Annotated in this window: 29 protein-coding genes; 18 read left to right on the top strand and 11 right to left on the bottom strand. The window is 34.2% G+C overall.

The features are described from left to right. Positions 1–16: 16 nt before the first annotated feature. On the bottom strand, positions 17–463 hold the full coding sequence (locus E5D58_RS11325; RefSeq protein WP_136481979.1) for a DUF4870 domain-containing protein: 447 nt from the start codon (positions 461–463) through the stop codon (positions 17–19). 160 nt (positions 464–623) lie between these two features. On the opposite strand from E5D58_RS11325, the gene E5D58_RS11320 reads away from it, so the two are divergent. From E5D58_RS11320 to E5D58_RS11310, 3 genes are all read left to right on the top strand, one after another. Continuing rightward, positions 624–1,079, top strand: coding sequence for a DUF4442 domain-containing protein (locus tag E5D58_RS11320; protein WP_136481978.1), 456 nt, complete (start codon positions 624–626; stop codon positions 1,077–1,079). Positions 1,080–1,146: 67 nt separating this feature from the next. Continuing rightward, positions 1,147–1,947 (top strand): TIGR00266 family protein, encoded by an 801-nt coding sequence (locus E5D58_RS11315; RefSeq protein WP_136481977.1) that lies wholly within the window; start codon positions 1,147–1,149, stop codon positions 1,945–1,947. 122 nt (positions 1,948–2,069) lie between these two features. Beyond that, positions 2,070–2,267, top strand: coding sequence for a hypothetical protein (locus E5D58_RS11310; RefSeq protein WP_136481976.1), 198 nt, complete (start codon positions 2,070–2,072; stop codon positions 2,265–2,267). Between the two features lie 173 nt (positions 2,268–2,440). Here E5D58_RS11310 and E5D58_RS11305 read toward each other — a convergent pair whose 3' ends face one another. Then, entirely contained in the window at positions 2,441–3,379 is a 939-nt protein-coding gene (locus E5D58_RS11305) for a hydrogen peroxide-inducible genes activator (RefSeq protein WP_136481975.1), read from the bottom strand. A gap of 103 nt (positions 3,380–3,482) precedes the next feature. Between E5D58_RS11305 and E5D58_RS11300 the strand changes: the two genes are divergently transcribed. Beyond that, positions 3,483–3,962: a Dps family protein gene (locus E5D58_RS11300; RefSeq protein WP_136481974.1), complete on the top strand. Its 480-nt coding sequence runs from the start codon at positions 3,483–3,485 to the stop codon at positions 3,960–3,962. Between the two features lie 66 nt (positions 3,963–4,028). Here E5D58_RS11300 and E5D58_RS11295 read toward each other — a convergent pair whose 3' ends face one another. Genes E5D58_RS11295 through E5D58_RS11270 form a run of 6 tightly spaced genes read right to left on the bottom strand, consistent with a single transcriptional unit; the run spans position 4,029 to position 9,706 of the window. Further along, entirely contained in the window at positions 4,029–5,360 is a 1,332-nt protein-coding gene (locus tag E5D58_RS11295) for a DUF58 domain-containing protein (protein WP_136481973.1), read from the bottom strand. Between the two features lie 17 nt (positions 5,361–5,377). Then, entirely contained in the window at positions 5,378–5,737 is a 360-nt protein-coding gene (locus E5D58_RS11290; RefSeq protein ID WP_136481972.1) for a DUF805 domain-containing protein, read from the bottom strand. Positions 5,738–5,740: 3 nt separating this feature from the next. Then, positions 5,741–6,793, bottom strand: a complete 1,053-nt coding sequence (locus tag E5D58_RS11285) for an AAA family ATPase (protein ID WP_136481971.1) — start codon at positions 6,791–6,793, stop codon at positions 5,741–5,743. 2 nt (positions 6,794–6,795) lie between these two features. Beyond that, a complete protein-coding gene (locus E5D58_RS11280) occupies positions 6,796–7,998 on the bottom strand; it encodes a DUF4350 domain-containing protein (protein ID WP_136481970.1) in 1,203 nt (400 codons plus the stop codon). Beyond that, complete coding sequence (locus E5D58_RS11275; RefSeq protein ID WP_136481969.1) at positions 7,995–8,687, bottom strand: hypothetical protein; 693 nt, start codon at positions 8,685–8,687, stop codon at positions 7,995–7,997. Before E5D58_RS11275 ends, E5D58_RS11280 begins: the two co-directional genes overlap by 4 nt. Before the next feature lie 29 nt (positions 8,688–8,716). Continuing rightward, positions 8,717–9,706, bottom strand: coding sequence for a stage II sporulation protein M (locus E5D58_RS11270; RefSeq protein WP_136481968.1), 990 nt, complete (start codon positions 9,704–9,706; stop codon positions 8,717–8,719). Between the two features lie 24 nt (positions 9,707–9,730). Here E5D58_RS11270 and E5D58_RS11265 point away from each other — a divergent pair, with 24 nt between their 5' ends. Both E5D58_RS11265 and E5D58_RS11260 read left to right on the top strand, forming a co-directional pair. Next, entirely contained in the window at positions 9,731–10,450 is a 720-nt protein-coding gene (locus E5D58_RS11265) for an RDD family protein (protein ID WP_136481967.1), read from the top strand. A 118-nt stretch (positions 10,451–10,568) separates the two neighbouring features. Continuing rightward, a complete protein-coding gene (locus tag E5D58_RS11260) occupies positions 10,569–11,195 on the top strand; it encodes a trimeric intracellular cation channel family protein (RefSeq protein WP_136481966.1) in 627 nt (208 codons plus the stop codon). On the opposite strand, the gene E5D58_RS11255 is transcribed toward E5D58_RS11260, so the two are convergent. Then, positions 11,192–11,896, bottom strand: coding sequence for a peptidylprolyl isomerase (locus tag E5D58_RS11255; RefSeq protein WP_136481965.1), 705 nt, complete (start codon positions 11,894–11,896; stop codon positions 11,192–11,194). The two genes, E5D58_RS11260 and E5D58_RS11255, sit on opposite strands and share 4 nt — an antisense overlap. A 2-nt stretch (positions 11,897–11,898) precedes the next feature. On the opposite strand from E5D58_RS11255, the gene E5D58_RS11250 reads away from it, so the two are divergent. The 5 genes from E5D58_RS11250 (at position 11,899) to E5D58_RS11230 (ending at position 17,153) form a co-directional block, all read left to right on the top strand. Continuing rightward, complete coding sequence (locus tag E5D58_RS11250; protein WP_136481964.1) at positions 11,899–12,540, top strand: NUDIX hydrolase; 642 nt, start codon at positions 11,899–11,901, stop codon at positions 12,538–12,540. 51 nt (positions 12,541–12,591) lie between these two features. Beyond that, on the top strand, positions 12,592–13,389 hold the full coding sequence (locus E5D58_RS11245) for a lysophospholipid acyltransferase family protein (protein ID WP_136481963.1): 798 nt from the start codon (positions 12,592–12,594) through the stop codon (positions 13,387–13,389). Positions 13,390–13,497: 108 nt separating this feature from the next. Beyond that, on the top strand, positions 13,498–15,792 hold the full coding sequence (locus tag E5D58_RS11240) for a type IA DNA topoisomerase (RefSeq protein WP_136481962.1): 2,295 nt from the start codon (positions 13,498–13,500) through the stop codon (positions 15,790–15,792). A gap of 71 nt (positions 15,793–15,863) precedes the next feature. After that, positions 15,864–16,511, top strand: a complete 648-nt coding sequence (locus E5D58_RS11235) for a GNAT family N-acetyltransferase (RefSeq protein WP_136481961.1) — start codon at positions 15,864–15,866, stop codon at positions 16,509–16,511. 45 nt (positions 16,512–16,556) lie between these two features. After that, positions 16,557–17,153: a pseudouridine synthase gene (locus E5D58_RS11230; protein ID WP_136481960.1), complete on the top strand. Its 597-nt coding sequence runs from the start codon at positions 16,557–16,559 to the stop codon at positions 17,151–17,153. 136 nt (positions 17,154–17,289) lie between these two features. Here E5D58_RS11230 and E5D58_RS11225 read toward each other — a convergent pair whose 3' ends face one another. Both E5D58_RS11225 and E5D58_RS11220 read right to left on the bottom strand, forming a co-directional pair. After that, on the bottom strand, positions 17,290–17,922 hold the full coding sequence (locus tag E5D58_RS11225; RefSeq protein ID WP_136481959.1) for a hypothetical protein: 633 nt from the start codon (positions 17,920–17,922) through the stop codon (positions 17,290–17,292). A 3-nt stretch (positions 17,923–17,925) separates the two neighbouring features. Then, a complete protein-coding gene (locus tag E5D58_RS11220) occupies positions 17,926–18,420 on the bottom strand; it encodes an RNA polymerase sigma factor (protein WP_136481958.1) in 495 nt (164 codons plus the stop codon). A 290-nt stretch (positions 18,421–18,710) separates the two neighbouring features. On the opposite strand from E5D58_RS11220, the gene E5D58_RS11215 reads away from it, so the two are divergent. From E5D58_RS11215 to E5D58_RS11185, 7 genes are all read left to right on the top strand, one after another. Continuing rightward, the gene (locus E5D58_RS11215; RefSeq protein ID WP_136481957.1) at positions 18,711–20,864 is read left to right on the top strand and encodes a TonB-dependent receptor; all 2,154 of its coding nucleotides are present in this window, start codon (positions 18,711–18,713) and stop codon (positions 20,862–20,864) included. A gap of 234 nt (positions 20,865–21,098) precedes the next feature. After that, entirely contained in the window at positions 21,099–21,824 is a 726-nt protein-coding gene (locus E5D58_RS11210) for an energy transducer TonB (protein ID WP_136481956.1), read from the top strand. 190 nt (positions 21,825–22,014) lie between these two features. After that, positions 22,015–22,638, top strand: coding sequence for a hypothetical protein (locus E5D58_RS11205; RefSeq protein WP_136481955.1), 624 nt, complete (start codon positions 22,015–22,017; stop codon positions 22,636–22,638). Positions 22,639–22,660: 22 nt separating this feature from the next. Next, a complete protein-coding gene (locus E5D58_RS11200; protein WP_136481954.1) occupies positions 22,661–23,998 on the top strand; it encodes a 2TM domain-containing protein in 1,338 nt (445 codons plus the stop codon). A 13-nt stretch (positions 23,999–24,011) separates the two neighbouring features. Next, entirely contained in the window at positions 24,012–24,344 is a 333-nt protein-coding gene (locus E5D58_RS11195; RefSeq protein ID WP_136481953.1) for a 2TM domain-containing protein, read from the top strand. A 4-nt stretch (positions 24,345–24,348) separates the two neighbouring features. Then, complete coding sequence (locus E5D58_RS11190; protein ID WP_136481952.1) at positions 24,349–24,666, top strand: 2TM domain-containing protein; 318 nt, start codon at positions 24,349–24,351, stop codon at positions 24,664–24,666. A gap of 6 nt (positions 24,667–24,672) precedes the next feature. After that, positions 24,673–25,428, top strand: a complete 756-nt coding sequence (locus tag E5D58_RS11185) for a LytR/AlgR family response regulator transcription factor (protein ID WP_136481951.1) — start codon at positions 24,673–24,675, stop codon at positions 25,426–25,428. The last annotated feature ends 3 nt before the right edge of the window (positions 25,429–25,431 follow it).

Genomic DNA, 25,431 nt, shown 5'->3' with positions numbered 1-25,431 from the left:
TTTTAATAGGAGCCATTTATTTGAAAAAATTAATGGTTAAGGGGTACTTATAAAGCTCGCCATCTCTAGCTTTTAAACTGGCAACTACAATGAGTATTAATTCTATGATAAATGCTATAATGGCTAAAGCTCCCAAAAAACCACCTAGGTATAATAGTGGTGATGGTTTACCAAGACTAATATGAAAATCATGAAAGCCGTTAAAATCCATAAAGTCAAAATCGCTAAGTAACTTAAATATAAAAAAGGGGATTGTTATGGATCCTAAAATAACGGCATATAACAAAATGCTTATTTGGAAATTGATAGCTTGCTTTCCATGGGCATCAATGAATTCAGATTTATCCTTGTTGGAAATCCAAAGAATTAAAGGACCAATAAAGTTACCAAAGGGAATTATAAACCTGCTGAAGGTAGATAAATGAATAAAGGTGGCAATGTTTTTTTGATGATTAGTTATCATGATTTTTTTGATTGATGTTAAAACATATAATAGTTTCTTATGCAAATATATGTCTAAAAACAGGTATTATGTTACGCATAGTACTTAAATTTAACATAATATTAACAAATAAAGGTCTTTTTAGTTTTTATAACTTAGTGCCAATTAAATACTAAGAATTATGAGTTTAACCCCCAGAAAATTAAATGGTTTTATCATTTTTAAATTACCGGCAGCTTTTATGTGCGGGGTAAGAACCAAGTATCTTGATACTAATAAATGTGTTGTAACGGTAAAACACAGATGGATTAATCAAAATCCATTTAAGTCAATGTTTTGGGCGGTTCAAGGTATGGCTGCCGAGTTTTCTACTGGAGCTATCATGACCTCAAAAATTCAATCGTCTGGGAAACGTATTTCAATGTTAGTTACTTCAAACCAAGCTAGGTTCACAAAAAAAGCAACGGGTAGAATTAGTTTTACGTGTTACGACGGACATTTAATTGATGAGGTTCTAAGTAAAGCGATACAAACAGGAGAAGGTCAAACCATAGATTTAAAATCGGTTGGAGTTGATGAGCATGGAGACGAAGTATCCTCTTTTACTTTCGAATGGAGTATTAAGCTAAAGACTTGATTAATTTATTTGTAACAAAACTAAGATTCTGTCAACAAACATGTAATTAACAAAAAAAACGATTAAAATGACCGCACACGAAATTGATTATAATATCTATGGAGAAGAAATGCAATACGTAGAAATAGAACTAGATCCTCGTGAGGGCGTGGTAGCAGAAGCAGGTAGTTTTATGATGATGGACGATGGTATCAAAATGGAAACCATATTTGGTGATGGCTCCAAAAGAGATTCTGGTTTTTTAGGTCAAATTCTAGGAGCTGGAAAAAGAATTCTTACTGGAGAAAGTTTGTTTATGACCGCCTTTTATAACACACTTTCAGATAAATGTAAGGTGTCGTTTGCGTCTCCTTATCCCGGAAAGATTATTCCAATAGACTTAAAAAAGTTTGGGAACAAATTTATTTGTCAAAAGGATGCTTTCCTCTGTGCAGCTAAAGGCGTGAGTATAGGAATGGAGTTTTCAAAACGCCTTGGTAGGGGGTTGTTTGGAGGCGAGGGCTTTATTATGCAAAAGTTAGAAGGTGATGGTATGGCCTTTGTGCATGCAGGAGGAACTATGGCCATGAAAGAACTTAAGCAAGGAGAAGTCTTAAGGGTAGATACGGGTTGCATCATCGGGTTCGATCAAACAATTGATTACAATATTGAATTTGTGGGTGGCATAAAGAACACTATTTTTGGTGGTGAAGGATTGTTTTTTGCTAAGCTTCAAGGTCCTGGAACCGTATATATTCAATCCTTACCGTTTAGCAGGTTGGCAGGGCGTGTATTGGCGTCTGCACCTCAAGGAGGCGGTAAGAATAAAGGAGAAGGGAGTGTGCTTGGGGGCTTGGGAGATTTACTTGATGGGGACAACCGATTTTAAATGTTAATTTTGTTTTAAAAATAACATGATACACAATTTTTTAGTAAATTTAGATGTTATTTAAAAAGACGTAGCCTATAAAGAAAATCTACTATTAATTTAACCTAAACTTAAACAAAACAATGGCGAGAGCAATGTTAGAGTATACCAAAACGGTACTTAATAAAGTTAGTTTTGACACCACGTTGTTTTGCAAAGAAGTACAGAAGGCATTGCAAAGATTGTTGCCTTATGAGATTGAAGAGCTTAAAATTTTTATTCATTCTCTAGTACAGCAAAACCCAGAATTAAATCAATGTTTAATTTATTTAAAAGCATAATAAAAAAGCGACTTATTTAGTCGCTTTTTTTATGCAATAACGTCGCTGTTTATAGTTTAGCACCTTTAAGAGTAAACAGCTGCATTCTAGAATGAGATAATAATGAAATAATTTATGACAACTTCGTTCATTTTAGTTTTTTTATGGCTTGCTTTAGTAAATGTACTATCAGCTTATCTTGGCAGAGGACTTATAATCTGTACATTTTGAAATGCAATAGCACCTCTAATAATTCCTGAAATCACATCTTGAAGAGCTTCAATAATTTGCATTTTTAATTCACTTTTGTGATAAATGATACTAACCTCTCTTGCAGGAGCTGGTTCGTTAAAATAATGTAAATTCTTTTTTTCTTTATCGTGAACTTCTAGAGTGTGTAGGTAAGGAAGCAGAGTCATACCTAAACCTTCGTTTGACAATTTAATAAGCGTTTCTATACTACCACTTTCAAGTTGAAAATTATCATCGGAATGATCCTTAAAAGCCTTACATAAATTAATAACACCATCTCTAAAACAATGACCATCCTCAAGGAGTAACATGTCGTTAATGTCTAAATCCGAAGCGTCTATTTTTTTATTATTATGTAATCTATGGCCTTCTGGGATATAACTTACAAAAGGTTCAAAATATAAGACACGCTCTCTTATGGTGTCGTCCTCAAGAGGTGTAGCTGCAATAGCGGCATCAAGGTGTCCATCTTTTATTCTGGCAATAATCTCTTCAGTGGTTAACTCTTCTATTTTAAGTTTTACTTTTGGATGTTTTTTTATGAAAGCTTTTAAAAACATAGGCAGTAGAGTAGGCATTATGGTAGGAATAATACCTAGTTTAAACTCGCCACCAATAAAACCCTTTTGCTGATCTACAATATCTTGAATTCTGTAAGATTCATTAACAATATTTCTAGCTTGCGTTACTATTTTTTTGCCTACATCTGTTAATTCTATGGGCTTTTTACTTCTATCGAAAATTTGAACGTCCAACTGATCCTCCAGTTTCTGAATTTGCATGCTCAAAGTTGGTTGCGTAACAAAGCATTTTTCGGCAGCCTTTGTGAAATTTTGGTTTTCGGCAACTGCCAAAACGTAATATAATTGGGTAATAGTCATTTGGTATCAATTTAGGCTATAAAAATATAAAAATCATCAATAAAACTTATTGAAATTACGGTTTATTATAAGTTAAATTTGTTGTAAGTAAATTATACAAGAGATGAAATTAAATAGTATTGGATTAGATGCTGAAAAAGCAAAGGTTTTAGCGAGTGATTTGAATCAATTATTGGCTAACTTTCAAGTTTATTACCAGAATTTAAGAGGAATTCACTGGAATATAAAAGGGAAAGCATTTTTCGATTTGCACACAAAATTTGAAGAGCTTTATACAGATACGAATATAAAAGTAGATGAAATAGCCGAGCGTATTTTAACACTAGGAGAGACACCGCTGCATACCTTTTCCGATTATAACCAGAATGCGCAAGTACCTGTTGGGAAAAACGTTTCACAAGATGAGAAGGCTGTTAAGTTAATTGTAGATTCCTTAACTGAATTGTTAAAAATAGAACGACAAATTTTAGACAAATCAGCAGAGGCTAATGATGAAGGGACTAATTCAATGATGGGGGATTTTATATCTGAGCAGGAAAAAACCGTCTGGATGATGAATGCTTGGTTAAGTGAAACTGTTTAAGTTGCTACTTGGGTTGCAAGAAACTTGAAGGCGTTTTTTGAATATAAAATATTCTCAATTATGTATTTAAAAAAGACCTCTAGATTTGAATTCTAGGTATTTATTTATGGTATCTATAGTTAGGTTTTCTGGAGTAGTTAAAATAGAATAAATACCATATTTTTTTAACTCGTTCACGATTAAACGCTTTTCAAAAGCAAATTTTTCGGCTATTACTTTATCATAAACTTGCTGGGTCGTTTCTGCTTTGCTGGTTATAAGTTGTTTTAACTCATTGTTTTTAAAGAATATAACTACCAATAAATGACTTTTGTTAATAGCTTTTAAATAAGGTAGTTGCCTATTAAGTCCATCCAGGGTTTCAAAATTGGTGTAAATTAAGATAAGACTACGATGGGTAATGTGCTTTTTTATGTTACCATATAATCGGTTAAAATCACTTTCGTAGAAGTCTGTTTTAATATTGTATAAAGATTCCAGAATAAGCTGCATTTGGGTACTTCTTCTCTCAGCAACCACCACATTGTTAATTTTTTTTGAAAACGACAACATACCTGCTTTATCGTGTTTTTTTAGAATAATATGACTTAACACTAAAGTTGAATTTATGGCGTAATCAAGTAGACTTAAACCATTGAAAGGCATTTTCATTACCCGACCTTTATCAATAACCGCATAAACAGGTTGTGATTTTTCATCTTGAAATTGATTAACCATAAGTTGATTTTTCTTTGCCGTAGCCTTCCAATTTATGGTTCTTAAATCATCACCAATTACATAGTCTTTTATTTGTTCAAATTCCATTGAATGTCCTAAACGCCTTACTTTTTTAAGTCCATATTCTAATGAGTTCCTGTTAATGTTTAGTAATTCAAACTTTTTTAGTTGTAAAAAGCTAGGGTAGGTGGGCACCATGGTATCTTTATGAAAGGAGAAACGCTTTGCAACCAAATTAACGATAGAATGGGCATAAATGTTAAGGCTTCCAAAGTAATACTCGCCACGCTCTTTTGGGGTAAGCCAATAGTTAACACTTTTTGATTTTTGAGAACTGATATGTGCCTTAATTTTAAAATCTCGTATTTGAAATTGTTCCGGAATCTCATCAATAATATCTAAATAAGCCGTAAAGGTGTAGCTGTTTGTGATATGAAGGGTTACCAAATTTTTGTCTCCATTAGATAATTTATCTGGCAATTGGCGAGTGGCTTCAATTCTTTTTTTTCCAGCAAAGACCATTAGAAAATCACAAAACACTAAAAGTACCAATACCAAAATTGAAAGCTGAGCTATATTAAATAGTAACGGAACAAAATAGCTTAAAGCAAATAATACAACAATGCTTATGCCAGCATAAAAAAAACGGGGTTGTATGTAAAACGATTTAAACAGTTTCAAGTTGTAATATTTGCAGTTTAGAATTCTATGGGCTTGCCTATATCTTCAATGTCATCATGATTTCCGATACCTTTGGGGTTTTCGCCATATTCATTAGGGCCGTGGTCGCTATCTGCAAAAATCATCCAAAACACATAAAAGGGAATAATTTGATACCACCCACTGTTTCCTCTGTCATGGCAGCGTTTAGCTCCCTGTGCTAATAAGATCCATAGCATGGGAATTAGAATAATAAGTTTTATGACTATTGATGTTTTAATGTTGTAAAAAATTTCAAGAACATCCGATATGTTCGCTATTATTATATAACCAATATAGGTTAAGCCATATTCAGTTCTTCTAATTCTGCCTTCAAACGAAAAGATATTTTTAAACATAATTTACCTTGGGATTTCAACAGTTTCTATTATTTCCCTAATAATTTGTTTACTGTTTACACCCTCCATTTCGCGTTCTGGCGTAACAATAACACGATGTTGCAAAACAGGTGTCGCCGCACGTTTTATATCTTCGGGAGTAACAAAGTCACGACCATTCATAGCCGCAAAAGCCTTACTAGATTTTAAGATTGCAATTGAAGCTCTAGGAGAGGCTCCTAAGTATAAAAAAGGATTGTTTCTTGTAGCAACAATAATTTGAGCAATATAATTAAGCAGGTGTTCTTCAACTAAAACCTGTGTAACTAAATTTTGATATTCCGAAATTTGTGACGCCGTTAAAAACGGGGTTATTCCGTCGGTTTTATTTTTATTTTTTAGTTGATGCTCTCTTACAAGAATTTCTATTTCTTCTCCCAAATTGGGGTGATTAACATCAATTTTAAATAAGAATCTATCAAGTTGAGCCTCGGGTAACCTATAAGTGCCTTCTTGTTCAATCGGATTTTGGGTTGCTAGCACCATAAAAGGCGTGTCTAATATAAATTTGTTTCCGTCAATAGTTATTTGTTGTTCTTCCATAACTTCAAATAAGGCAGCTTGGGTTTTGGCGGGTGCTCTATTTATTTCATCAATTAAGATCATGTTTGAAAAAATAGGGCCTTTCTTAAACTCAAATTCAGAGTCTTTAAGATTGAATACGGAGGTCCCTAAAATATCGCTGGGCATTAAATCTGGGGTAAACTGAATTCTGCTAAAACCTACGCTAAAAGATTTAGCTAAAAGCTTTGCAGTAATAGTTTTTGCTACTCCCGGGACACCTTCAATGAGCGCGTGCCCTTTTGCTAAAAGTGATGCAATAAGCATATCAACCATGTCGGTTTGGCCAACAATTATATTCCCAATTTCCTGCTTTATCCTTTGAACACTATTTTGAAGTTCTGAAAGGTTTAGTCTGTTTTCAAACTGTAACGAATCTTCTTTAGATGTGTTGCCCTCTGTTGCTCGATTAGCTAAACCCTTTTCATGATCTTGGGGTGGTTTATTTTCGTCCATAATTATTTTGAATAAAATGATTCAATATGTCTGTTTAGTTTTATTAAGTTTTCTTCAAAGAACTCATTTTTACTTCTTAACCAATTAATAAAGTTGATGATTTTTTTAACGTCTTCTGTTTTCTTGTTTGATTTTGATGCTAGTTTTTTAATAAATTCATCATTAAGATTGGAAGTACTTAAGTTATAGTCTGTTCTTATTTTTTCTAGGAAATAAGTGATTTTTTTATCAATAAGATTTTTATGATCTTGGGTTTCAAAGTATAAATTAGATACTGTTTTTACAAAGCCAACGGTGGTGTTTTGCAACGGTTTAATTATTTTAATGGTACGCTGTCTTCGTTTGGCATTAAAAATCATGAACAGAACTCCAAGAATAATTGTTGTATACCATGCCCATCTAAAAGAAGCTTGTTCAAGAAACCAACTTAGATTTGATTCTTTTTCGACATGACCACCATAGCCTGTTTGAATTTTAGTGTATGAATCAAAATATACATTATTATCCTGTAAAACCGATAAAGCAGCTTCCACATATTGATAGGTATTGTCCTTTAGAAGATGGTAGTTGGTAAACACTTTTGGTTCTGTGTGTAAATAGATAGTGCCATTACCAAAAGGGATTTCCAGAAAATTAACGCATTTAGAATCTATTTTAGAATGTCCTAATATGCCGTAGTTAGATTCGAATTCAGAGAAATAGCTATGACCTTCATTTCGGTCAATTTCAAAGCCTTGTTTGGTATGGTAGTTTAAAAAAAGATGTGAGATGCTGTCTTTTTCATTTTTCACATAGTTTGTAGAAACTTGCAACGTGTCATGAAGCTTTTGATGAAAATTATAATCAGAAATAAATAGGGTGTTACCAGAATCTACGAACTTTAAAAGTTCATTAACAGAATCATCTTCCAAATAATTAGAATTACCAATAATAATATAGTTTCCTTGAGCGATATGGTTGCCAGAACCATCGGTTTTATGGGCCTTTAAATAGCCGGCCGGCTGGTGGTAAACCGTTCGAATCTTATGGTTGTCAAAAAGATTCGTAAGCTCTTTGTACAAGATACTAACCCCATAAGGTTTATTGCTTTTTTCGTTGTAAGACTCTTCCCAGTCAACCGTTCTATAACGGTTGATGCTCAGCACTATGGAGGCGGTTATAACCAGTCCAATAAGTATGATGACTATGGGGATACCCTTTTTCATGCGTTCACCTGCTTTATAAGTGTGGTAAAGTTAGTTTTAGCTTTTTCATACTTAGAAAATGATAATGGAAATTTGCCATACCAAACGTAATTATATAGGTATGAGGTGTATGCAAAGTTTTTACTAAAAGGAGTTGTGCTTACTTCACTTTGGTATTCACTGTTCGTCTTATCTTCTTCAAACCTAATATGGTCTTTTAGGCTCAAGGTCTTCAATACTAGAAGGTAATGGTATCGAATGGCAAGCCTAAAATCTTGGTTGTTTTCGGCATCTTTTATTAAGCTATTAATGTCTGTGTTTTCAATGTTATTGGCTGTTATTTCTTGATAGTTGTTAATTTTTTTGTTTCTCTTAGAAGTGAATAAACTGGTTCCGCCCTCATTAAAAATAATGTATACCAAAAAAATAACTGCTCCAGCAATAGCAAGATAAAACAGCCAAGCAAGAGGGCCTAAATTTATTGAAAAATAGTCTGAATTGTTTTCTTCGTTTTGGCGAGGCTTACGGTCTTTATAGTCCTCATAATTACCCGATCCAGCGGGTGTTTGTGAGATAATGGCTTTACCTTCATAATTAAATTTGTCACTTGAGTATCGTTCTTTGAAATCGTCGTCAAAATGCCTGATAGTAAAAGTAGAACTATCTAATTGCGCATATATGATACTGTGGCAGATAACCACAAAAATCAAAAGAGAAAAGTTATGACATCGAAAGTTTTTCAAAGAGAAAGTGAACTAAAATTTTTGGGTTGTGTAATTTGTTTTTGCACTTTATAAGGGTAAATTAAATAGTAATATGTAATAACACTAAGCGTAGTTAGTATAATGCCAACAGATAACCAATGCGGCATAATGTTAGAATATCTTGTAACAAAGCCTTCTAAAAAACCAGCTGTAAATGTAAAAGGAAATGTACTTATTAAAATTTTAATACCCGTTTTTGCTCCTATTTTAAAGGATGTGTATCTTGAATGTGTGCCTGGAAATAAAATGGCAGCACCAAGAAGTAAGCCTGCGGCGGCTTCTATAACAATGGCAAAAATTTCCATAGCGCCATGAATCCAGATACCTCTAACGCTCTCCCAAAACACACCTTTGTCATAAAAAAAATACTGAAACGATCCCAACATAATACAGTTGTTAAACATGATGTATAAGGTGCCAATACCTAAAAATACGCCTAGTACAAATGCAATAATACCCACTTTAAGGTTATTAATGGTTATTCCTATAAAACTGCCCCAATTGCTACCACTTTTGTATACGGCCACAGGGTCGCCGGCTTCAATGTTTTCTAGAGACATGTTTACATAATTATCGCCTAAAATAGAGCGAACAAATCCCTCATCATTGGCTGCAGAAATGGCGCCAATAAATGTAAATGCAAAAAAGATGATGAAAGCAACGTAGATGAATTTTCTATACTGATAGCAAATAAGAGGGACTTCGGTTTTCCAAAAACTAAAGATTCTGTGACTATCTTCGCGTTTGGTCTTATAAATTTTTTGAAAAGCCTTGGCAGCTAGTTGATTTAGGTAAGCAATAACTTTACTTTTTGGGTAGTAAGTTTGGGCATAAGCCAAATCATTAATCAACTGAATATATTGCGAGGCTAATTCATCTGGGTTTTCGAAGTCGTTTTGAAAAACAGCCCTTTCAAAACTTAACCATTTTTCCTTATTTTGCTTGATGAATGAAACTTCTCTCATATATTTGATAAATTAAAATATAATATGTCAGAGTTACAAATTAACACTACTCAAAATGTGAAAATTTCGTTTAATGCCTCTGGTCCTGGAGTGCGTTTGCTTGCTTTTATTATAGATTCGGTAATTAAGATTGGTTACATGTTAATTCTTAATTGGACTTTTGGAGCATTCGACAATATGGATCAGTGGTCGCAAATTGCGATAAATACAGTGTTAAGCTTTCCTGTAATGTTTTATACTTTGGCTTTGGAGTCTTTTTTTCAAGGGCAGACTATAGGTAAACGGGTTATGAAAATAAGAGTTGTTAAATTTGATGGGTATCAAGCATCATTTTCAGATTACGTGGTACGTTGGTTTTTTAGAATTGTAGATGTTTATATTTTTGGTTTGGGTTTTTTCGTCATGCTATTTAATAGAAAAACCCAGCGTTTAGGTGATATGGCGGCGGGAACGGCAGTTATTAGTTTAAAAGATAGTGTTAGTATAAACCATACCATTTTAGAAGATTTAAGAGACGATTATAGGCCTAGCTATCCCAATGTTATTAAGCTGTCTGATAATGATGCCCGCATTATAAAAGATACCTTTAACGTGGCCCGAGCCTCTAAAGATTATCAAACGTTAATTAAGTTGAGGTCTAAGATTATAGATGTTGTTGGTATTAAGAACGTAATTCAAAAGACAGATATTGAATTTATTGATGTTATATTAAAGGACTATAATTTTTATACGCAAAATATGTAGTTGAACATATGACTATTCTCTTTGTATTAACAAAAGGAGAGGCTATTTTAAGTAAAAGGTAAATAGTTTTTGTTTTAATTTTTTATCACTCTATGAATTAAGGTGAATTTTTATGGGTATGTTTTATACAATTGATATTCTTGGAACTATTGCTTTTGCCATCTCTGGCGTTTTAGTGGCTATCAACAAAAAAATGGATTTATTTGGAATATTAATAATAGCCTTTGTAACCGCTGTTGGAGGTGGTACATTGCGCGATTTACTTATTGGTAATACGCCTGTAAGCTGGATGCAGGATATGAATTATACTTATTCCATTCTTGCAGCTTCTGTATTAGCCATTGTGTTTAAAAGTAAAATTAATTACTTGAGAACCTCTCTTTTTTTATTTGATACTATTGGTATTGGCCTATATACCCTTGTTGGTATTGAAAAAGGGATTTTAGCAGGACTACATCCTATAATTTGTATTGCTTTAGGAACTATAACGGCAAGTTTTGGAGGTGTTATAAGGGATATATTGTGTAACGAGATTCCCGTTATCTTTAGAAAAGAGATTTATGCAACCGCTTGTATTTTAGGAGGTACTGCGTACTTTTTACTTAGTGAGCTCCCTATTAAAAACAATGTGGCGTTTATAATAGCTGCAGTTATGGTGGTTGTAATAAGGTTACTTGCGGTTAAATTTAAAATTGCCTTGCCTAGTATTTACGGTAATAAATCGGGGCCGGGAAACGGTTTCTAATTAATAATCTCAGCTTTTCTAATATAAATATTTTTCATCGGCCAGTCCCCGTCATCAGTGTCTACAGCAGCAATTTTATCGACCACATCCATACCTCTAGTAACACGTCCAAAAATGGTATAATCACCATCTAAAAAATGTGCGCCTCCTTTTTGTTGCACTATAAAGAACTCATAGGGAGATGCTAATTTATGCGGATTGTCAATTTCGCTACTAGGCATAGAAACAACGCCTCTATCATGTTTGAATCCTCTTTTAGTATCGGCAGGAAGCAGATATTTTCCAATATGAGCCCTTTTTCTGGCTGTTTTTTTGTCATCGCTATTTCCTGCTTGAACCATAAAATTATCAATTACCCGATAAAATTGAGTGCCATCAAAATAGTTTTGTTTAGTCAACCAAATAAAATTAGAGCGATGAAACTTGGTTTCATTAAAAAGCAGGATATCAATTTCTCCAAAATCTGTTGTTAGCCGCACTTTATTTTCTTTATGATGCTTATCGTACTCTAAGAAGAAATCCATGGCACTTCTTGAATTTAGCTTGGGGAATTCTCGCTCCGGTAACTCAGGAATAGTTTTTTTCTTTGTTTGTTTTACCTGTTTAGTGTTTTCAATTTGCGGTTCAGCCTTATGTTTTGTTTTTTTATCTTCACAGTTTAAAAACAGAAATAAGAAGCAAAAACCTAGGACAGTTCTCATAAATGAATTTTGATGTTTTTTTACAATCGCTTTCAAAAATAAAAAATATACCGCTTCCAGCAGAAGACTCCCACTTTAAAATGGTACCGCCATTTCGTAGAGCACTTTTAAAACAGCAAGAAAAAGCTGTTAGTACAGCGAAAGAGGCTGGTGTTCTGGCTCTTTTTTATCCAAGCGATGGTAACCTGACTCATTTTGTGCTTATTTTAAGGAAGACCTATAAAGGGGTGCATTCTGCACAAGTAGCATTTCCAGGAGGTAAGTTGGATGCTTCAGACAGGAATCTTGAAAAAACAGCTTTAAGAGAGACTTTTGAGGAGGTTGGAGTCTCCTCGAGTATGGTTGAAATAAAACGAAAGTTATCACAAGTTTATATCCCACCAAGCAATTTTTATGTGCAACCTTTTATAGGCATTACTCAAAAAACACCGCGTTTTGTTAAGCAAGAGGATGAGGTAGAAGCTATTATAGAAGTAAATTTGGACGACTTTTTAGACGAATCGGCATTGATTACAAGAACGGTTAAAACCTCTTATAGTGTTGATGTTGAGGTGCCTGCCTTTAAATTGAATAATCATGTGGTTTGGGGAGCTACCGCCATGATGCTCAGTGAAATTAAAGACTTATTAAAACAACTTGTGTAGTTCACAGATTTATTACCTTTGTGACCAACCAACAAATTTGACGTGTGATTTATGGGATTGTTTAAAAGAAATCCGTTTGGACATATATTATTTTTAAAGAAGTGGATTATTCGAGTTTTCGGACTGCTTACCCATAGAAGGTTTAGAGGATTTAACGAGTTACAAATTGAAGGATCCGAGATTCTTAAAGACCTTCCTGATACCAATGTGCTGTTTATATCAAATCATCAAACATACTTTGCTGATGTTGTGGCTATGTTTCATGTGTTTAATGCTAGTTTAAGTGGGCGTGTAGACTCTATTAAACATGTTGGTTACATATGGAATCCTAAGCTAAATATTTATTATGTAGCCGCTAAAGAAACTATGAAAGCAGGCTTGTTGCCAAAAATTTTGGCCTATGTGGGCTCTATTAGTATTGAGCGTACTTGGAGGTCTGAAGGAAAAGATGTGAACAGGCAGGTAAGGATGAGTGATATCTCTAATATTGGTAAAGCTCTTGATGATGGCTGGGTAATTACCTTTCCTCAAGGTACAACCACACCATTTAAGCCTATAAGAAAAGGGACAGCACATATTATAAAACGCTATAACCCTGTTGTGATTCCTATTGTTATTGATGGGTTTCGGCGTTCGTTTGATAAAAAAGGACTGCGCGTAAAGAAGAAAAATATATTACAATCTATGGAAATCAAGGCTCCGCTTGAAATAGATTATGATAATGAAACGACTGATGAAATTGTCAAGAAAATTGAGTTTGCAATAGAGCAGCACCCGTCTTTTTTAAAAGTTATACCCAAGTCTGAAATCAAGGCTCAAGCAGAATTAGACAAGTTAAGAGAGTGGTAAGCCAACTGTCTTTAAAAATTAAGAAAGTCCGTTAATAACTCCTAATAAGTCCCTTTTTTAAAATTCTGGAAAATTTTTACTTTGCCTTGCTTCAATAATAATAAGTAAATGAAAGTCTGTATCGCAGAAAAGCCCAGCGTTGCTAGAGAGATTGCCTCTGTATTGGGTGCAAATACTAAACGAGATGGTTATTTTGAGGGTAATGGTTATGCCGTTACATATACGTTTGGTCATTTATGTACTTTAAAAGAACCCACAGACTATAAGCCATATTGGAAAAGCTGGGATTTAAATAACTTGCCTATGCTGCCTGAGAAATTTGAAACAAAAGTGGTTTCTAATTCAGGTATTCAAAAGCAGTTTAAAGTAGTAAAGGCGTTATTTGATAAAGCAGATGTGGTTATAAACTGTGGCGATGCTGGTCAGGAAGGCGAGCTCATCCAGCGGTGGGTGCTCAATGAAGCCAATTATAAAGGCGAGGTTCAGCGTTTATGGATATCATCGCTAACCACCGAAGCAATAAAGGAAGGATTTGAAAACTTGAGGCCTTCAAAGCAATACGATAACCTCTATTATGCTGGATTTTCTAGAGCGATTGGGGATTGGCTTTTGGGCATAAATGCAACCAGACTATACACGCTGAAACATGGTGGTTATAAGCAAGTTTTGTCTGTAGGAAGAGTTCAAACACCAACATTAGCAATGGTGGTCCAGAGATTTAAAGCTATTGAAAACTTTAAACCACAGCCATATTGGGAACTGCAGACTATGTATAGAGATACTTTGTTTAGCTATGAGGAGGGACGCTTTTTAAAGAAGGAAGATGGAGAAGCTATGGCTAATAAAGTGAAACAAAGTGTTTTTGAAATTAAATCTATAATAAAAAAGAAGGGAAAAGAGTATGCGCCTAAGCTGTTCGATTTAACAGGGTTGCAGGTGTATTGTAATACAAAATTCGGGTTTTCAGCCGAAGAAACTTTAAAAATTGTACAGGCATTATATGAGCGTAAAGTAGTGACTTACCCCAGAGTAGATACCACTTTTTTGCCAACAGATATTTACCCAAAAGTGGAAGGCATTCTTAAAAAATTAACTAATTATGCATCACTTACCCAACCTTTAATTGGCAAGACGATTAAAAAATCGAAACGGGTTTTTAATGATAAAAAGGTTACCGATCATCATGCTATAATTCCAACAGGCTTGCAGACTAACTTGGCTTATAGCCAACAGCAAGTTTATGATATTATAGTGAAACGTTTTATTGCTGTTTTTTACGAAGACTGTGCCGTATCTAATACAAATGTAACGGGAGTTGCTGCTCAAGTTATGTTTAAAACCACAGGCAAAGAGATTCTTGATAAAGGGTGGCGCATAGTATTTGAAAATCCTGACGATAAAAAAAAGGAGTCAGGGGTTCTACCTACTTTTGAAAAGGGAGAAAAAGGAATGCATGAACCGTCATTTTTAGAAAAGGAAACTAAGCCTCCTAATCAATTTACAGAAGCCTCCTTATTAAGAGCTATGGAGACGGCAGGAAAGCAGGTTGATGATGATGAATTGCGCGATTTAATGAAAGAAAATGGGATTGGTCGACCGTCTACTAGAGCGAATATAATTGAAACACTTTTTAGAAGAAAGTATATTAAACGTAATAAAAAGCAGGTTTTACCAACAGAAACAGGTATTCAACTCATAGAAACCATTAAAAATAACCTGCTAAAATCGGCAGAACTAACCGGATCTTGGGAAAAGCAGCTCAAGGATATTGAAAAAGGTGAGTTTAGCGCAAAGGCATTTATAAGTAACATGAAGCGAATGGTGGATGCTCTAGTTTATGAAGTTCGAAGCGAAACCAAACGAGCCAATATTTCCTATGAATCTAACAGGAAAAAGAAGGAAGTTAAAACAAGCACCAAGAGACAACAGGGTATAAGTTCTGAAACCTGCCCGAAATGTAAAGAAGGATATATTATCAAAGGAAATTCGGCTTATGGTTGCTCATTATTTAAAACTGGGTGCGATTTTGTGTTACCTTTTAAGTTCGCAAGTAAGAAGATTTCTGAAAAACAGTTTATAAGGCTTTTAAAAAAAGGTTCTACGGTGAACCTTAAAGGATTTAAGACGGAGAAAGGAGCAACAGAAGGCTTACTGCGTTTTGATGACTATTTTAAGTTAAAATTGGAGCCTAAAAAAGTAGTGGATTCTGAAGAAACTGTAAATAGATTAGAGTGTCCAAAGTGTAAGAAAGGAATAGTTATTAAAGGAAAAACAGCCTATGGGTGCTCGGCATACAAATCGGGGTGTGATTTTAAGGTGCCTTATGATGTAGTAAGAAGTAGTTTGAAGGGTATGCCATTTACCAAAGAGCATGTGTATAGCATATTGTGCAGTAGCTATTAGTTCAATACTTCAGTGTGCTTTTTTTTGTAAGAAAAAACAAAGTTGTATTTTACTCAATATTGAATTTATACATGGAACTAGGTCGACAAGAACGCTTTTACAAAGTTAAGTGGTTTTGGAATATTTTAAAATATGGTATGCTATTTCAAGGCATACGGAATCGCCTTGCTCATATTGGTATAGATGTGATGCCTTATTATTGGACCATAGAAGGGAAAGATAAGATAAAACCACCATGCATTGCCGGAGATCAATCAGGATTTGAGGTTTCGTTTTTAGGCAAAGAAGATTTAGTTTATGTGAAACAGGTTGTAAAAGGGATAGCTCACAAGGATTTAATTAAATATTTTGAAGATGGACAAGCTTGTATTGGCTTGAGGTGTTATAAAGATCTTGTTGCTTATATGTTCGTTCAAAGAGATAACTATAGTTTTAGAGGTAGAACATTTAAGTTTAAATCCAATGAAGCTTATTTGCATAGTATGTATACTTTTGAATCTTTTAGAGGAAGAAATATTGCCCCTTACTTAAGGTATCACTGTTGTGAATTGCTAAAGAAGGAAGGCATAGATACGGTATATAGTATTACCGAGTATCTCAACAAATCTAGTATTAGGTTTAAAAAGAAATTGCAAGTAAGACATACTGAACTTCACCTGAATATTAATTTATTTAACAAAATCAATAAAAATATCCTGCTTAGAAAATATTCTTTTTAAGATTATTTCAAAGGAAAAATGAAATGTATTTAATATTGCAGAATAATGGAATATTCAAAAGAGGATCATAAGCATTTTGCAATTTATAAACCTTACGGGGTTTTGAGTCAGTTTAAAAGCAATGATTCCAAACAGCAGTCAAAGCGATTTTTAAGCAGTTTGTATAATTTTCCACCGGGTATCATGGCTATTGGCAGACTTGATGAAAAATCAGAAGGCTTGCTATTGCTTACTACTAGCGGCAAGGTAAGTGATTTTATAAACAGTCGAAAAGTAGAAAAAGAGTACTATGCTCAGATAGACGGCCACATTTCAGAATGTGCTATAGAAGAATTGAAACAAGGTGTTGAAATAGGTATAGAAGGTAAAAAGTATCGAACAAAACCGTGTAAGGTTCATAAATTAAGTGAAGCACCTCAATTACCAGAGCGCTCTAAAAAAATTAGAGATGATAGGCATGGACCCACATCTTGGGTGTCTATTACACTTCGAGAGGGCAAGTTCAGGCAAGTTAGAAAAATGACTTCGGCTGTTGGTTATCCTACTTTAAGGCTTGTAAGAGTTAGGGTGGGGAACATGAATTTAGACGCTATGAAAGTTGGAGAGGTAAAACTTATTGATGATTATAGTTTCATTCCATAACACGTTTTAAGTTATAAATATTGAGTTTTATTAAACGTAACTTAAATTAGGTTTATTCGACAAATAAGAGCCGCGCCTAATAAAATAACGCGAAACCGTAAGCCCTCTTTAAGTTAAAGTGAAAAAACTATTGGAGTTAAACTTCTAATTTCTTTAGCTCTTTATAGTTTTTATTTAAACGCCTTAAAAGTAAGCCATAAATAAGTTTATAAAACAACCATAGCAACAAAACAAATACCACTGTAAAAATTGTGAGGAAGCCATAGATAACAAAAATTTCATAGTTACTTGAGTGTTCTAGTTTAGCCGAGATCTCAGGGTTGTGTTTTATGCCAAAATATAGGCCTACTACCATAGAGATAAAGGCTATTGAGAGATTGTATATCACATAATAGCTTACAATTTTTCTGGTTTTTAATATGCTCTCCATGAGTTTCTTTGCGTTGTCGGTAACAGAAATTGATTTGTAAGCTTTAAACAATAAATAAATGAATAAACCAATAATAGCGTAGCTAATTACATTAATTAATACAAGTACAAATTTATTAGTATAAACATTATCTAATTGGGTGCGGTAGGCTGGCGATGTGAAATAAGGAATAATGTTTATCAATGTCCAGAAAACAAGTTCTGCAATACTTATATAGAATAAGGTTTTTACAATAGAGGACGATTTTTTTTGAAGCATAGGGTAAATGTCCTGTGCTGTGAGTTTTTTATTTTCAGGTTTTTTGTTCCAGTCCTTCTTTAATAAATCTAATTCATCCATAAACTAGGGATTTAAAATGGTTCTTAGTTTGGTTTTAATTCTATTCATTTTCACACGTGCATTCACCTCGCTAATTCCAAGTGTTTCACTAATCTCTCTATAATTCTTATCCTCTAAATAAAGGAAAACAAGTGCTTTTTCAATATCGTTTAATTGGTGTATGGCCTTATAAAGTACTTTTAATTGTTCTTCTTCTGTATTGTCGTAATCTTCTGCTTTTATTTTGAATGATACCCCATCAAAATCTTGTGTGTTTATGGTGCGTTTAGACTTCCTATAAAGTGTAATGGCTGTATTCAGCCCTACTCTATACATCCACGTACTAAACTTGGAGTCGCCTCTAAATTTTGGGTAGGCTTTCCATAATTGAATGGTGATTTCTTGAAATAGATCATTGTGAGCATCATAATTATTGGTGTAAAGTCTACAAACTTTATGTACAATATTTTGATGCTTTTCAAGCAACTCCACAAAACTATGTTCCAGCGTTTTACTCAAGATGATGGTTTAGTTATTATGTAGGTAGTGAAATGGTATAAAATGTTACAACAAATAAAACCAATTTTATCTATAAAATGCTAAAGGTTTTCGTGGATCTTATTTAAAAGTAACATTTTCAGCTGTTTACATGTGTTTAAGATTTTGGTTATTCTTTTTTTTAAATGTCAATTCATCATTCATTTTTTACAGTTCGGTAAAGAAGAGTTTTTGAAAACAGGAAAGGGGTACATATTTGTTCTGTCAAAAAAAATCAAACGATATGTTAAAAAAATTTAAAACACCGAATCATGAAAATACTAACCGCTAGTTTATTTCTTCTTTTTGGTTTATATATTCATGCGCAATCAACAATTAATGGGCTTGTTTTGGATGAAAAAAATCGACCTGTAATGGGTGCTAATATTTATTTGGAAGGCACTTATGACGGTGGCTCAACGGCTGAAGATGGTACTTTCTCGTTCTCAACTTTGGAAACAGGTACAAAATCTCTTGTTGTATCCTTTTTGTCTTTTGAAACATTTACCATGGCGGGGGACGTAACGTATATGAAAGATTTAACGATAAAGTTGAAGGAAGATGTTAATGCTTTAGATGCTGTCGTGTTGTCCGCCGGAACGTTTTCAGCAGGAGATAATAGTAAGGTGAACGTACTTAAACCTTTAGATGTAGTTACAACGGCGAGTGCCTTAGGGGATTTTGTAGGTGCTCTACAAACCTTACCAGGTACTACAACTGTCGCTGAAGATGGACGCCTATTTGTTAGAGGAGGGGATGCCGAAGAAACACAAATTTTTATTGATGGTATACGTGTGTTTTCACCTTACACGCCAACTACTAATAATATTCCCTCAAGAGGACGCTATTCTCCTTTTTTATTCGACGGCATTACGTTTTCAACAGGTGGATACTCTGCGGAGTATGGTCAAGCTTTGTCAAGTGTGCTTTTGTTGAATACCATTGATGAACCAGATCAAGAGAAAACAGATATTGGAATAATGAGTGTTGGTGGTACTTTGGGGAACACTCAAAAATGGGAGAAAAGTTCGGTAAGTGTCAATGCTTCCTATATTAATCTAGCTCCATATATAGCATTGTTTCCAGATAGAAATGATTGGATAAAGCCTTATGAAATGGCCTCAGGAGAAACTGTTTTTAGAAAGAAAACCAACTCTGGACTTATCAAATTATATGCGGCTTTCGATGCTACAAATTTTGAGTTGATTCAAGAGGATATCAATTTTTCTGAAGGACTTAGGTACAAACTGAATAATAAGAATTTATACGTTAATGGATCTTATTCTGGGGTTTTAAACGATACATGGTCCGTTTTTGGAGGAGGGAGTTATACACGAGCTTCAAATAAGCAAGGTATAATGGAACGAAATATTAATAGTGTTGATAATGCTTTTCATGCCAAGGTAAAGTTTAAGAATAGAGTTAGCAATAGGTTTAAAATATATACGGGGGCAGAGTTTTTCTCTACGGATTTTGAAGAGTCTTATGGTGATGAGACTATTAATAATGTGAATTACGGATATAAAGATAATTTGGCGGCGGCATTCGCTGAGGCCGATATTTTTATATCTAAAAATTTAGCATTTAAACTAGGATTGAGGGGTGAGTATAGTACCGTTTTTAAAGATTTTACTTTTGCGCCACGGGTGTCTTTTGCCTATAAACTGTCTAAAGCAAGTCAGTTATCAATGGCTTATGGGAATTTTTATCAAAACCCTTCCAGTAATATTTTAAAATTTACTCAAGATGTGAAGTCGCAAAATACCAGCCACTATATTTTAAATTATCAGTACAACGCAGACCGTAAACTATTTCGGGCAGAAGCTTATTATAAGAAATATAATGACTTGGTAAAGTACTCAGGATATTTTCCAAGTTTTCAAAGTGTGTTTAATAATGATGGTTATGGATATGCTAAGGGCATCGATCTTTTTTGGAGGGATAATTCTAGTTTCAAGAATTTTGAATATTGGCTAAGCTATTCGTTTTTAGATACTGAACGCGATTATCAAAACTACCCTACCGCCGCCCAACCAAACTTTGTAAACACGCATAACCTTTCAGTAGTTGGGAAATATTGGATTGATAAATGGCGCAGTCAAGTAGGGTTTGCTTATAGTTGGGCCTCAGGGAGAACCTATACAAACCCGAATAAGGCGGGCTTTTTAAACGAAACGGCGAAACCTTTTAATAGCTTAAGTTTAAATTGGGCTTATTTAATTAGTCCGCAAAAAATACTCTATGCATCTGTAAATAATGCACTCGGGTTTAAAAATGTTAATGGCTATCAATATTCAAACACTCCAGATATGAATGGTGATTTTAATAGACGCGCATTACGGCCAGCGGCCGACCAGTTTTTCTTTATTGGTTTCTTTTGGACTATTAGTGATGATAAAAAGAGCAATCAACTGGATAATTTGTAGGGCATAAAGTCTGAGTCTTTTCTATAGATAATACAAGGTTGAAACAGACTGGTTGTTCGTGATCTCGTTCTGTAATGAATTACAGATTATTTTCTTAAAATTATTTTTTGTTAATGAATTCTCGGTATTTGTGGGATATTTTGAGATATGATAAATATCATAGTTATTATGGTGAGAATATGATAACTTTAATTACCAAGTTGATGGTGATCTAAACTTTAAAATTAAATTATCATGGAAGCCAAAAAAAACCCGCAATTAGAGATAGGAAGAAATAGCGGTATCTATTTTGCTATCGGGTTAAATTTAATGTTGCTCTTTTCATGGCAAGTTTTAGAATACAAAACTTACGAACAAGACGAAGTCGACATAGGTATTGTAAACGTGCAGAATGAAATAGAGGAAGAAATACCAATTATTAATACCAATGTACCTCCTCCACCTCCGCCTCCGGCTGTGGTGAGTGAATCTGTCACCGTTGTAGAGGATACAGAGGAGATAGAGGAAACCATAATTGAAAGTACAGAGATTACACAAGAAACAGCCATTGCAGATCCTGTTGAGATAAGCGAGGTTGTCGTAGAAGAAGTAGAGGAAGAAGTAGAAGTTGCTTTTGCTATTATTGAAGATGTTCCGGTGTTCCCAGGATGTGAAGGCTTATCTAAAGCACAGACCAAACAGTGTTTTCAAAAAAAAATACAAGAGCATGTGGTTAAGCATTTTAACTATCCACAAATGGCTTTAGATATGGGAATACAAGGTAGGGTGTCTGTTGTCTTTATTATTGATTCTAAAGGACATATTACGGGTGTTAGATCGAGAGGCCCAGATGAAATCCTTGAAAAAGAAGCCGAAAGAATTGTAAAGAAATTACCTCAAATGAAACCAGGGAAGCAACGAGGTAAGCCTGTAAAGGTGGCATACGCTATTCCTATCTTTTTCAAATATCAGGAAGGTTAATTAGATTTTTGAAAAGGTTTTTTATATCTATGTAAGGAAAGGTTGTTTAATCAAATTAAACGGCCTTTCTTTTTTTTAACATTCTGAGTTACAATTCGTCATTAGAAATCTACAATTCAGTCATTCCCTTTTTATATCCTGCTACCATCTTTAAATATTTGCGTCATCAAATTAATTTAAACTTTTTATCATGAAACATTTAATTATCATTGCAGCATTTTTGGTTTCTTTTATCAGCCATTCGCAAACCAATTATGAAAAGGGAATGCAAAAAGCATTTCAATTATGGGGAAGCAACCAATCAACCGAAGCTTCTAATCTTTTTGAACGTATAGCTGGAGCAGAACCAGATAATTGGCTGCCGCCTTATTATGCGGCACAAATTAATATTACATCCAGTTTTGGAGAACGCGATAAAGAAAAGTTGGCTCAACAACTTGGCAAAGCTCAAGATTTGATTAATGATGCTACGGCATTATCAAAAAACAACCCAGAAATTATGGTGCTCCAAGCCTTGCTTCATACAGCGTGGGTAGCCTACGATGGGGCAACATATGGTGCGACTCTGTCCCCAAAAGTAGCACAGCTTTATGCGAAGGCATCACAAATAGATCCAAACAACCCAAGAGTTGTGTTCTGTAAGGCTGAGTGGGATATGGGTAGCGCAAGATATTTTGGACAGGATACTTCGCCATTTTGTAAGGACATAGAACGTGCCATAGAACTTTTTGCTAACTTTAAGCCAGAAACTCCTTTTCATCCTAACTGGGGTGCAGAAAGAGCAGAGCAAGTATTGAACACTTGTAAAAAGTAATTTAAAAGCATATCACTGAATTATGTCTAAACACTTAAAAAGTATCATACTTACCATTGCAATAGGCTGCATCGTTTTTGTTATTGGTAATATTCTAGAAAGCGGATTTACGTTTAAAAGTAGTCACGAGTTTTTTGAGAGTTTTGCATTTTATCAGTTATATTCATTTGTGCTTGGGTATTCCAACATGGCGTTTTTTGATTTTATGGCGCATAGAGGTTGGAAGAAAAATGATACTATTAAGCGCATTATCATTGGTTTTTTAGGAGCCATTATAATAACTTTATTGGGGCTGTTTGTTTTAAGAGTCGTGATAACGGTATTTTATTTTGGAGTACCATTTAGCGATTTTATTGAAAGAGAGCGCTTTAGTTACTATCAATTTGGACTCTGGATAACGGTTATTATTCTTGCTGTATTTCATGCTATCTATTTTTATAACAGGTACCAGCAAAACAGGATAAAAGAACAAAAGGTTATTGCGGGTACAGCAAGTGCCAAGTTCGATGCTTTAAAAAACCAGTTAGATCCACATTTTCTGTTTAATAGCTTAAATGTTTTAACCAGCTTAATAGAGGAAAACCCTGGTAGCGCTCAAAAGTTCACTACCTCCTTATCAAAGGTATATCGGTATGTTTTGGAGCAGAAAAATAAAGAACTTGTTACGGTCGATGAAGAATTGCAATTTGCCAAAACGTATATGTCTTTATTAAAAATGCGATTTGAAGACAGTATTGTTTTTAGTGCTCCAGAGCGTGCCATGAATCCCGAAAGTAAGGTAGTCCCTTTGTCCTTACAGTTATTGTTAGAGAACGCTGTAAAGCACAATATGGTAACAACAACAAAGCCCTTGCATATAAAGATTTATGAAAAGCAAGGAGATCTAGTAGTTGAAAATAATTTACAGCCTAAACAAATAGTTAAAAAAAGTAGCGGTGTTGGTTTAAGTAATATCCAGCAGCGATATGATTTGTTAACGAATAAAAAAGTAAACATTACAAAAGACGCAGGGCATTTTGCTGTAGCGGTGCCTATGCTAACTAAACAAATATCAATTATGAGAACACCATCTAAACCTCAAATAGACGATAATTATATTAGAGCTAGAAAACATGTCGAGGAGCTTAAAGGCTTTTATTACAGCCTGGGGTCGTATGTTTTAGTGATCCCTTTTTTAATATTTATCAACTTAAAAACCGTTCCTCAGTTTCATTGGTTTTGGTTTCCCATGTTTGGATGGGGACTAGGTCTTGCTATACAGGGGTTTCGAGTTTTTGTGGATAACGGGTCCTTTGGAAGAGGTTGGGAAAAAAGGAAGATAGAAAAGTACATGGAGGAGGAACGTAAAAACTGGGATTAATACACTGTTAATTATGGATAATCAAAACGTAGAGGAATACAAAAGAATATATCGAAAAGAAGATGCCTATTTAAGAGCGGAAAAGCGAGTAAAAGAACTAAAAGGCTTTTATTGGCACGCTTTCTGGTATGTTGCTGTCAATATATTTATTATAGGGATGATCCTTTCTAATGGAGGTGAATTATGGCATTTTGGAACTTTTGCTACTCCTATTTTTTGGGGAATAGGATTAGGGTTTCATGCTATGGCGGTTTTTGGTAAGCATTTAATTTTTGGGAAAGCTTGGGAAGATCGTAAAATACGTGAGTATATGGATAGAGAGCAACAAAACTCTCGCAAATACTAAAACTATGGAGACTAAATATGATGAACAGGAGCGCTATATTAGAGCTCAAAAAAAGGTTAGGAACCTTAAAATGTTTTATATTCATTTGATTGGGTATATTATCGTTATGGCCTTACTCGCTTTCAATATGTATATCGCTGAGGGATCGTATAAAGACTTTTTTATTTGGTTTGATAGTATAATAATGGTTGGGTGGACTATTTTTATTGTGCTACATGGATGCCGTGTTTTTTATGGGAAGCCATTTTTTGGAAAGACTTGGGAGGATAAGCAGGCCCGAAAATATTTAGAAATGGAAAAAGAAACTACAATTTGGAAATAAAGATTTATGAGAGTTATAATCATTGAAGATGAAAAACCTTCGGCAAGACGCTTGAAGCGTATGCTTGAAGATCTTGGTTTAAAAGTGACAATAATGTTGCACTCTGTGGAGGAATCAATCGCATGGTTTAAGGAACACGAACACCCCGATCTGATATTTTTAGATATTCAGTTAAGTGATGGTCTATCATTTGAAATCTTTGAATTAATTGAAATTAAATCAGCCATTATATTTACAACTGCTTACGATGAGTATGCACTTCAGGCCTTTAAGCTGAACAGTATTGATTACTTATTAAAACCTATTGATGGTATCGATTTAAAAACAGCCGTACATAAGTACCAAGAACGTACTCCTACAAGACAGGCGGTTACCCTTGATTTTAATGATATTAAAAAGATGTTAGTAAATCCAATTGATAGGGCTTATAAGAAACGATTTTCAGTAAAGGTAGGGCAGCATTTAAAACTTGTAAATATTGACGATATTGAGTGTTTTTATAGTCAAAATAAAGGTACCTATTTACATACGTCTGAAGGAAGAAACTATTTAATAGATCATACATTGGAGCAGTTAGAAGATGAATTAGAACCACATAGTTTTTTCAGAATTAATAGGAAGTTTTATGTTAATATAAATGCCATTAGAGATATGGTGAGTTATACAAACTCCCGTCTTCAAATTAAACTTAATTCCTACAAGGAGCAGGAGGTCATTGTCGCACGAGAGCGTGTTAAAGATTTTAAAACATGGTTAGAGTAATTT

Origin of the sequence: Cognatitamlana onchidii, from assembly GCF_004804355.1 — a bacterium.
Taxonomy (GTDB): domain Bacteria; phylum Bacteroidota; class Bacteroidia; order Flavobacteriales; family Flavobacteriaceae; genus Cognatitamlana; species Cognatitamlana onchidii.
This window is presented reverse-complemented; position numbering and strand designations above follow the sequence as displayed.

Bases quoted from the DNA above. Each gene is read 5' to 3' on its own strand.
- E5D58_RS11325 (WP_136481979.1), bottom strand. From the start codon at position 463: ATGATAACTAATCATCAAAAAAACATTGCCACCTTTATTCATTTATCT.
- E5D58_RS11320 (WP_136481978.1), top strand. From the start codon at position 624: ATGAGTTTAACCCCCAGAAAATTAAATGGTTTTATCATTTTTAAATTA.
- E5D58_RS11315 (WP_136481977.1), top strand. From the start codon at position 1,147: ATGACCGCACACGAAATTGATTATAATATCTATGGAGAAGAAATGCAA.
- E5D58_RS11310 (WP_136481976.1), top strand. From the start codon at position 2,070: ATGGCGAGAGCAATGTTAGAGTATACCAAAACGGTACTTAATAAAGTT.
- E5D58_RS11305 (WP_136481975.1), bottom strand. From the start codon at position 3,379: ATGACTATTACCCAATTATATTACGTTTTGGCAGTTGCCGAAAACCAA.
- E5D58_RS11300 (WP_136481974.1), top strand. From the start codon at position 3,483: ATGAAATTAAATAGTATTGGATTAGATGCTGAAAAAGCAAAGGTTTTA.
- E5D58_RS11290 (WP_136481972.1), bottom strand. From the start codon at position 5,737: ATGTTTAAAAATATCTTTTCGTTTGAAGGCAGAATTAGAAGAACTGAA.
- E5D58_RS11285 (WP_136481971.1), bottom strand. From the start codon at position 6,793: ATGGACGAAAATAAACCACCCCAAGATCATGAAAAGGGTTTAGCTAAT.
- E5D58_RS11280 (WP_136481970.1), bottom strand. From the start codon at position 7,998: ATGAAAAAGGGTATCCCCATAGTCATCATACTTATTGGACTGGTTATA.
- E5D58_RS11270 (WP_136481968.1), bottom strand. From the start codon at position 9,706: ATGAGAGAAGTTTCATTCATCAAGCAAAATAAGGAAAAATGGTTAAGT.
- E5D58_RS11265 (WP_136481967.1), top strand. From the start codon at position 9,731: ATGTCAGAGTTACAAATTAACACTACTCAAAATGTGAAAATTTCGTTT.
- E5D58_RS11260 (WP_136481966.1), top strand. From the start codon at position 10,569: ATGTTTTATACAATTGATATTCTTGGAACTATTGCTTTTGCCATCTCT.
- E5D58_RS11255 (WP_136481965.1), bottom strand. From the start codon at position 11,896: ATGAGAACTGTCCTAGGTTTTTGCTTCTTATTTCTGTTTTTAAACTGT.
- E5D58_RS11250 (WP_136481964.1), top strand. From the start codon at position 11,899: ATGAATTTTGATGTTTTTTTACAATCGCTTTCAAAAATAAAAAATATA.
- E5D58_RS11245 (WP_136481963.1), top strand. From the start codon at position 12,592: ATGGGATTGTTTAAAAGAAATCCGTTTGGACATATATTATTTTTAAAG.
- E5D58_RS11240 (WP_136481962.1), top strand. From the start codon at position 13,498: ATGAAAGTCTGTATCGCAGAAAAGCCCAGCGTTGCTAGAGAGATTGCC.
- E5D58_RS11235 (WP_136481961.1), top strand. From the start codon at position 15,864: ATGGAACTAGGTCGACAAGAACGCTTTTACAAAGTTAAGTGGTTTTGG.
- E5D58_RS11230 (WP_136481960.1), top strand. From the start codon at position 16,557: ATGGAATATTCAAAAGAGGATCATAAGCATTTTGCAATTTATAAACCT.
- E5D58_RS11225 (WP_136481959.1), bottom strand. From the start codon at position 17,922: ATGGATGAATTAGATTTATTAAAGAAGGACTGGAACAAAAAACCTGAA.
- E5D58_RS11215 (WP_136481957.1), top strand. From the start codon at position 18,711: ATGAAAATACTAACCGCTAGTTTATTTCTTCTTTTTGGTTTATATATT.
- E5D58_RS11210 (WP_136481956.1), top strand. From the start codon at position 21,099: ATGGAAGCCAAAAAAAACCCGCAATTAGAGATAGGAAGAAATAGCGGT.
- E5D58_RS11205 (WP_136481955.1), top strand. From the start codon at position 22,015: ATGAAACATTTAATTATCATTGCAGCATTTTTGGTTTCTTTTATCAGC.
- E5D58_RS11200 (WP_136481954.1), top strand. From the start codon at position 22,661: ATGTCTAAACACTTAAAAAGTATCATACTTACCATTGCAATAGGCTGC.
- E5D58_RS11195 (WP_136481953.1), top strand. From the start codon at position 24,012: ATGGATAATCAAAACGTAGAGGAATACAAAAGAATATATCGAAAAGAA.
- E5D58_RS11190 (WP_136481952.1), top strand. From the start codon at position 24,349: ATGGAGACTAAATATGATGAACAGGAGCGCTATATTAGAGCTCAAAAA.
- E5D58_RS11185 (WP_136481951.1), top strand. From the start codon at position 24,673: ATGAGAGTTATAATCATTGAAGATGAAAAACCTTCGGCAAGACGCTTG.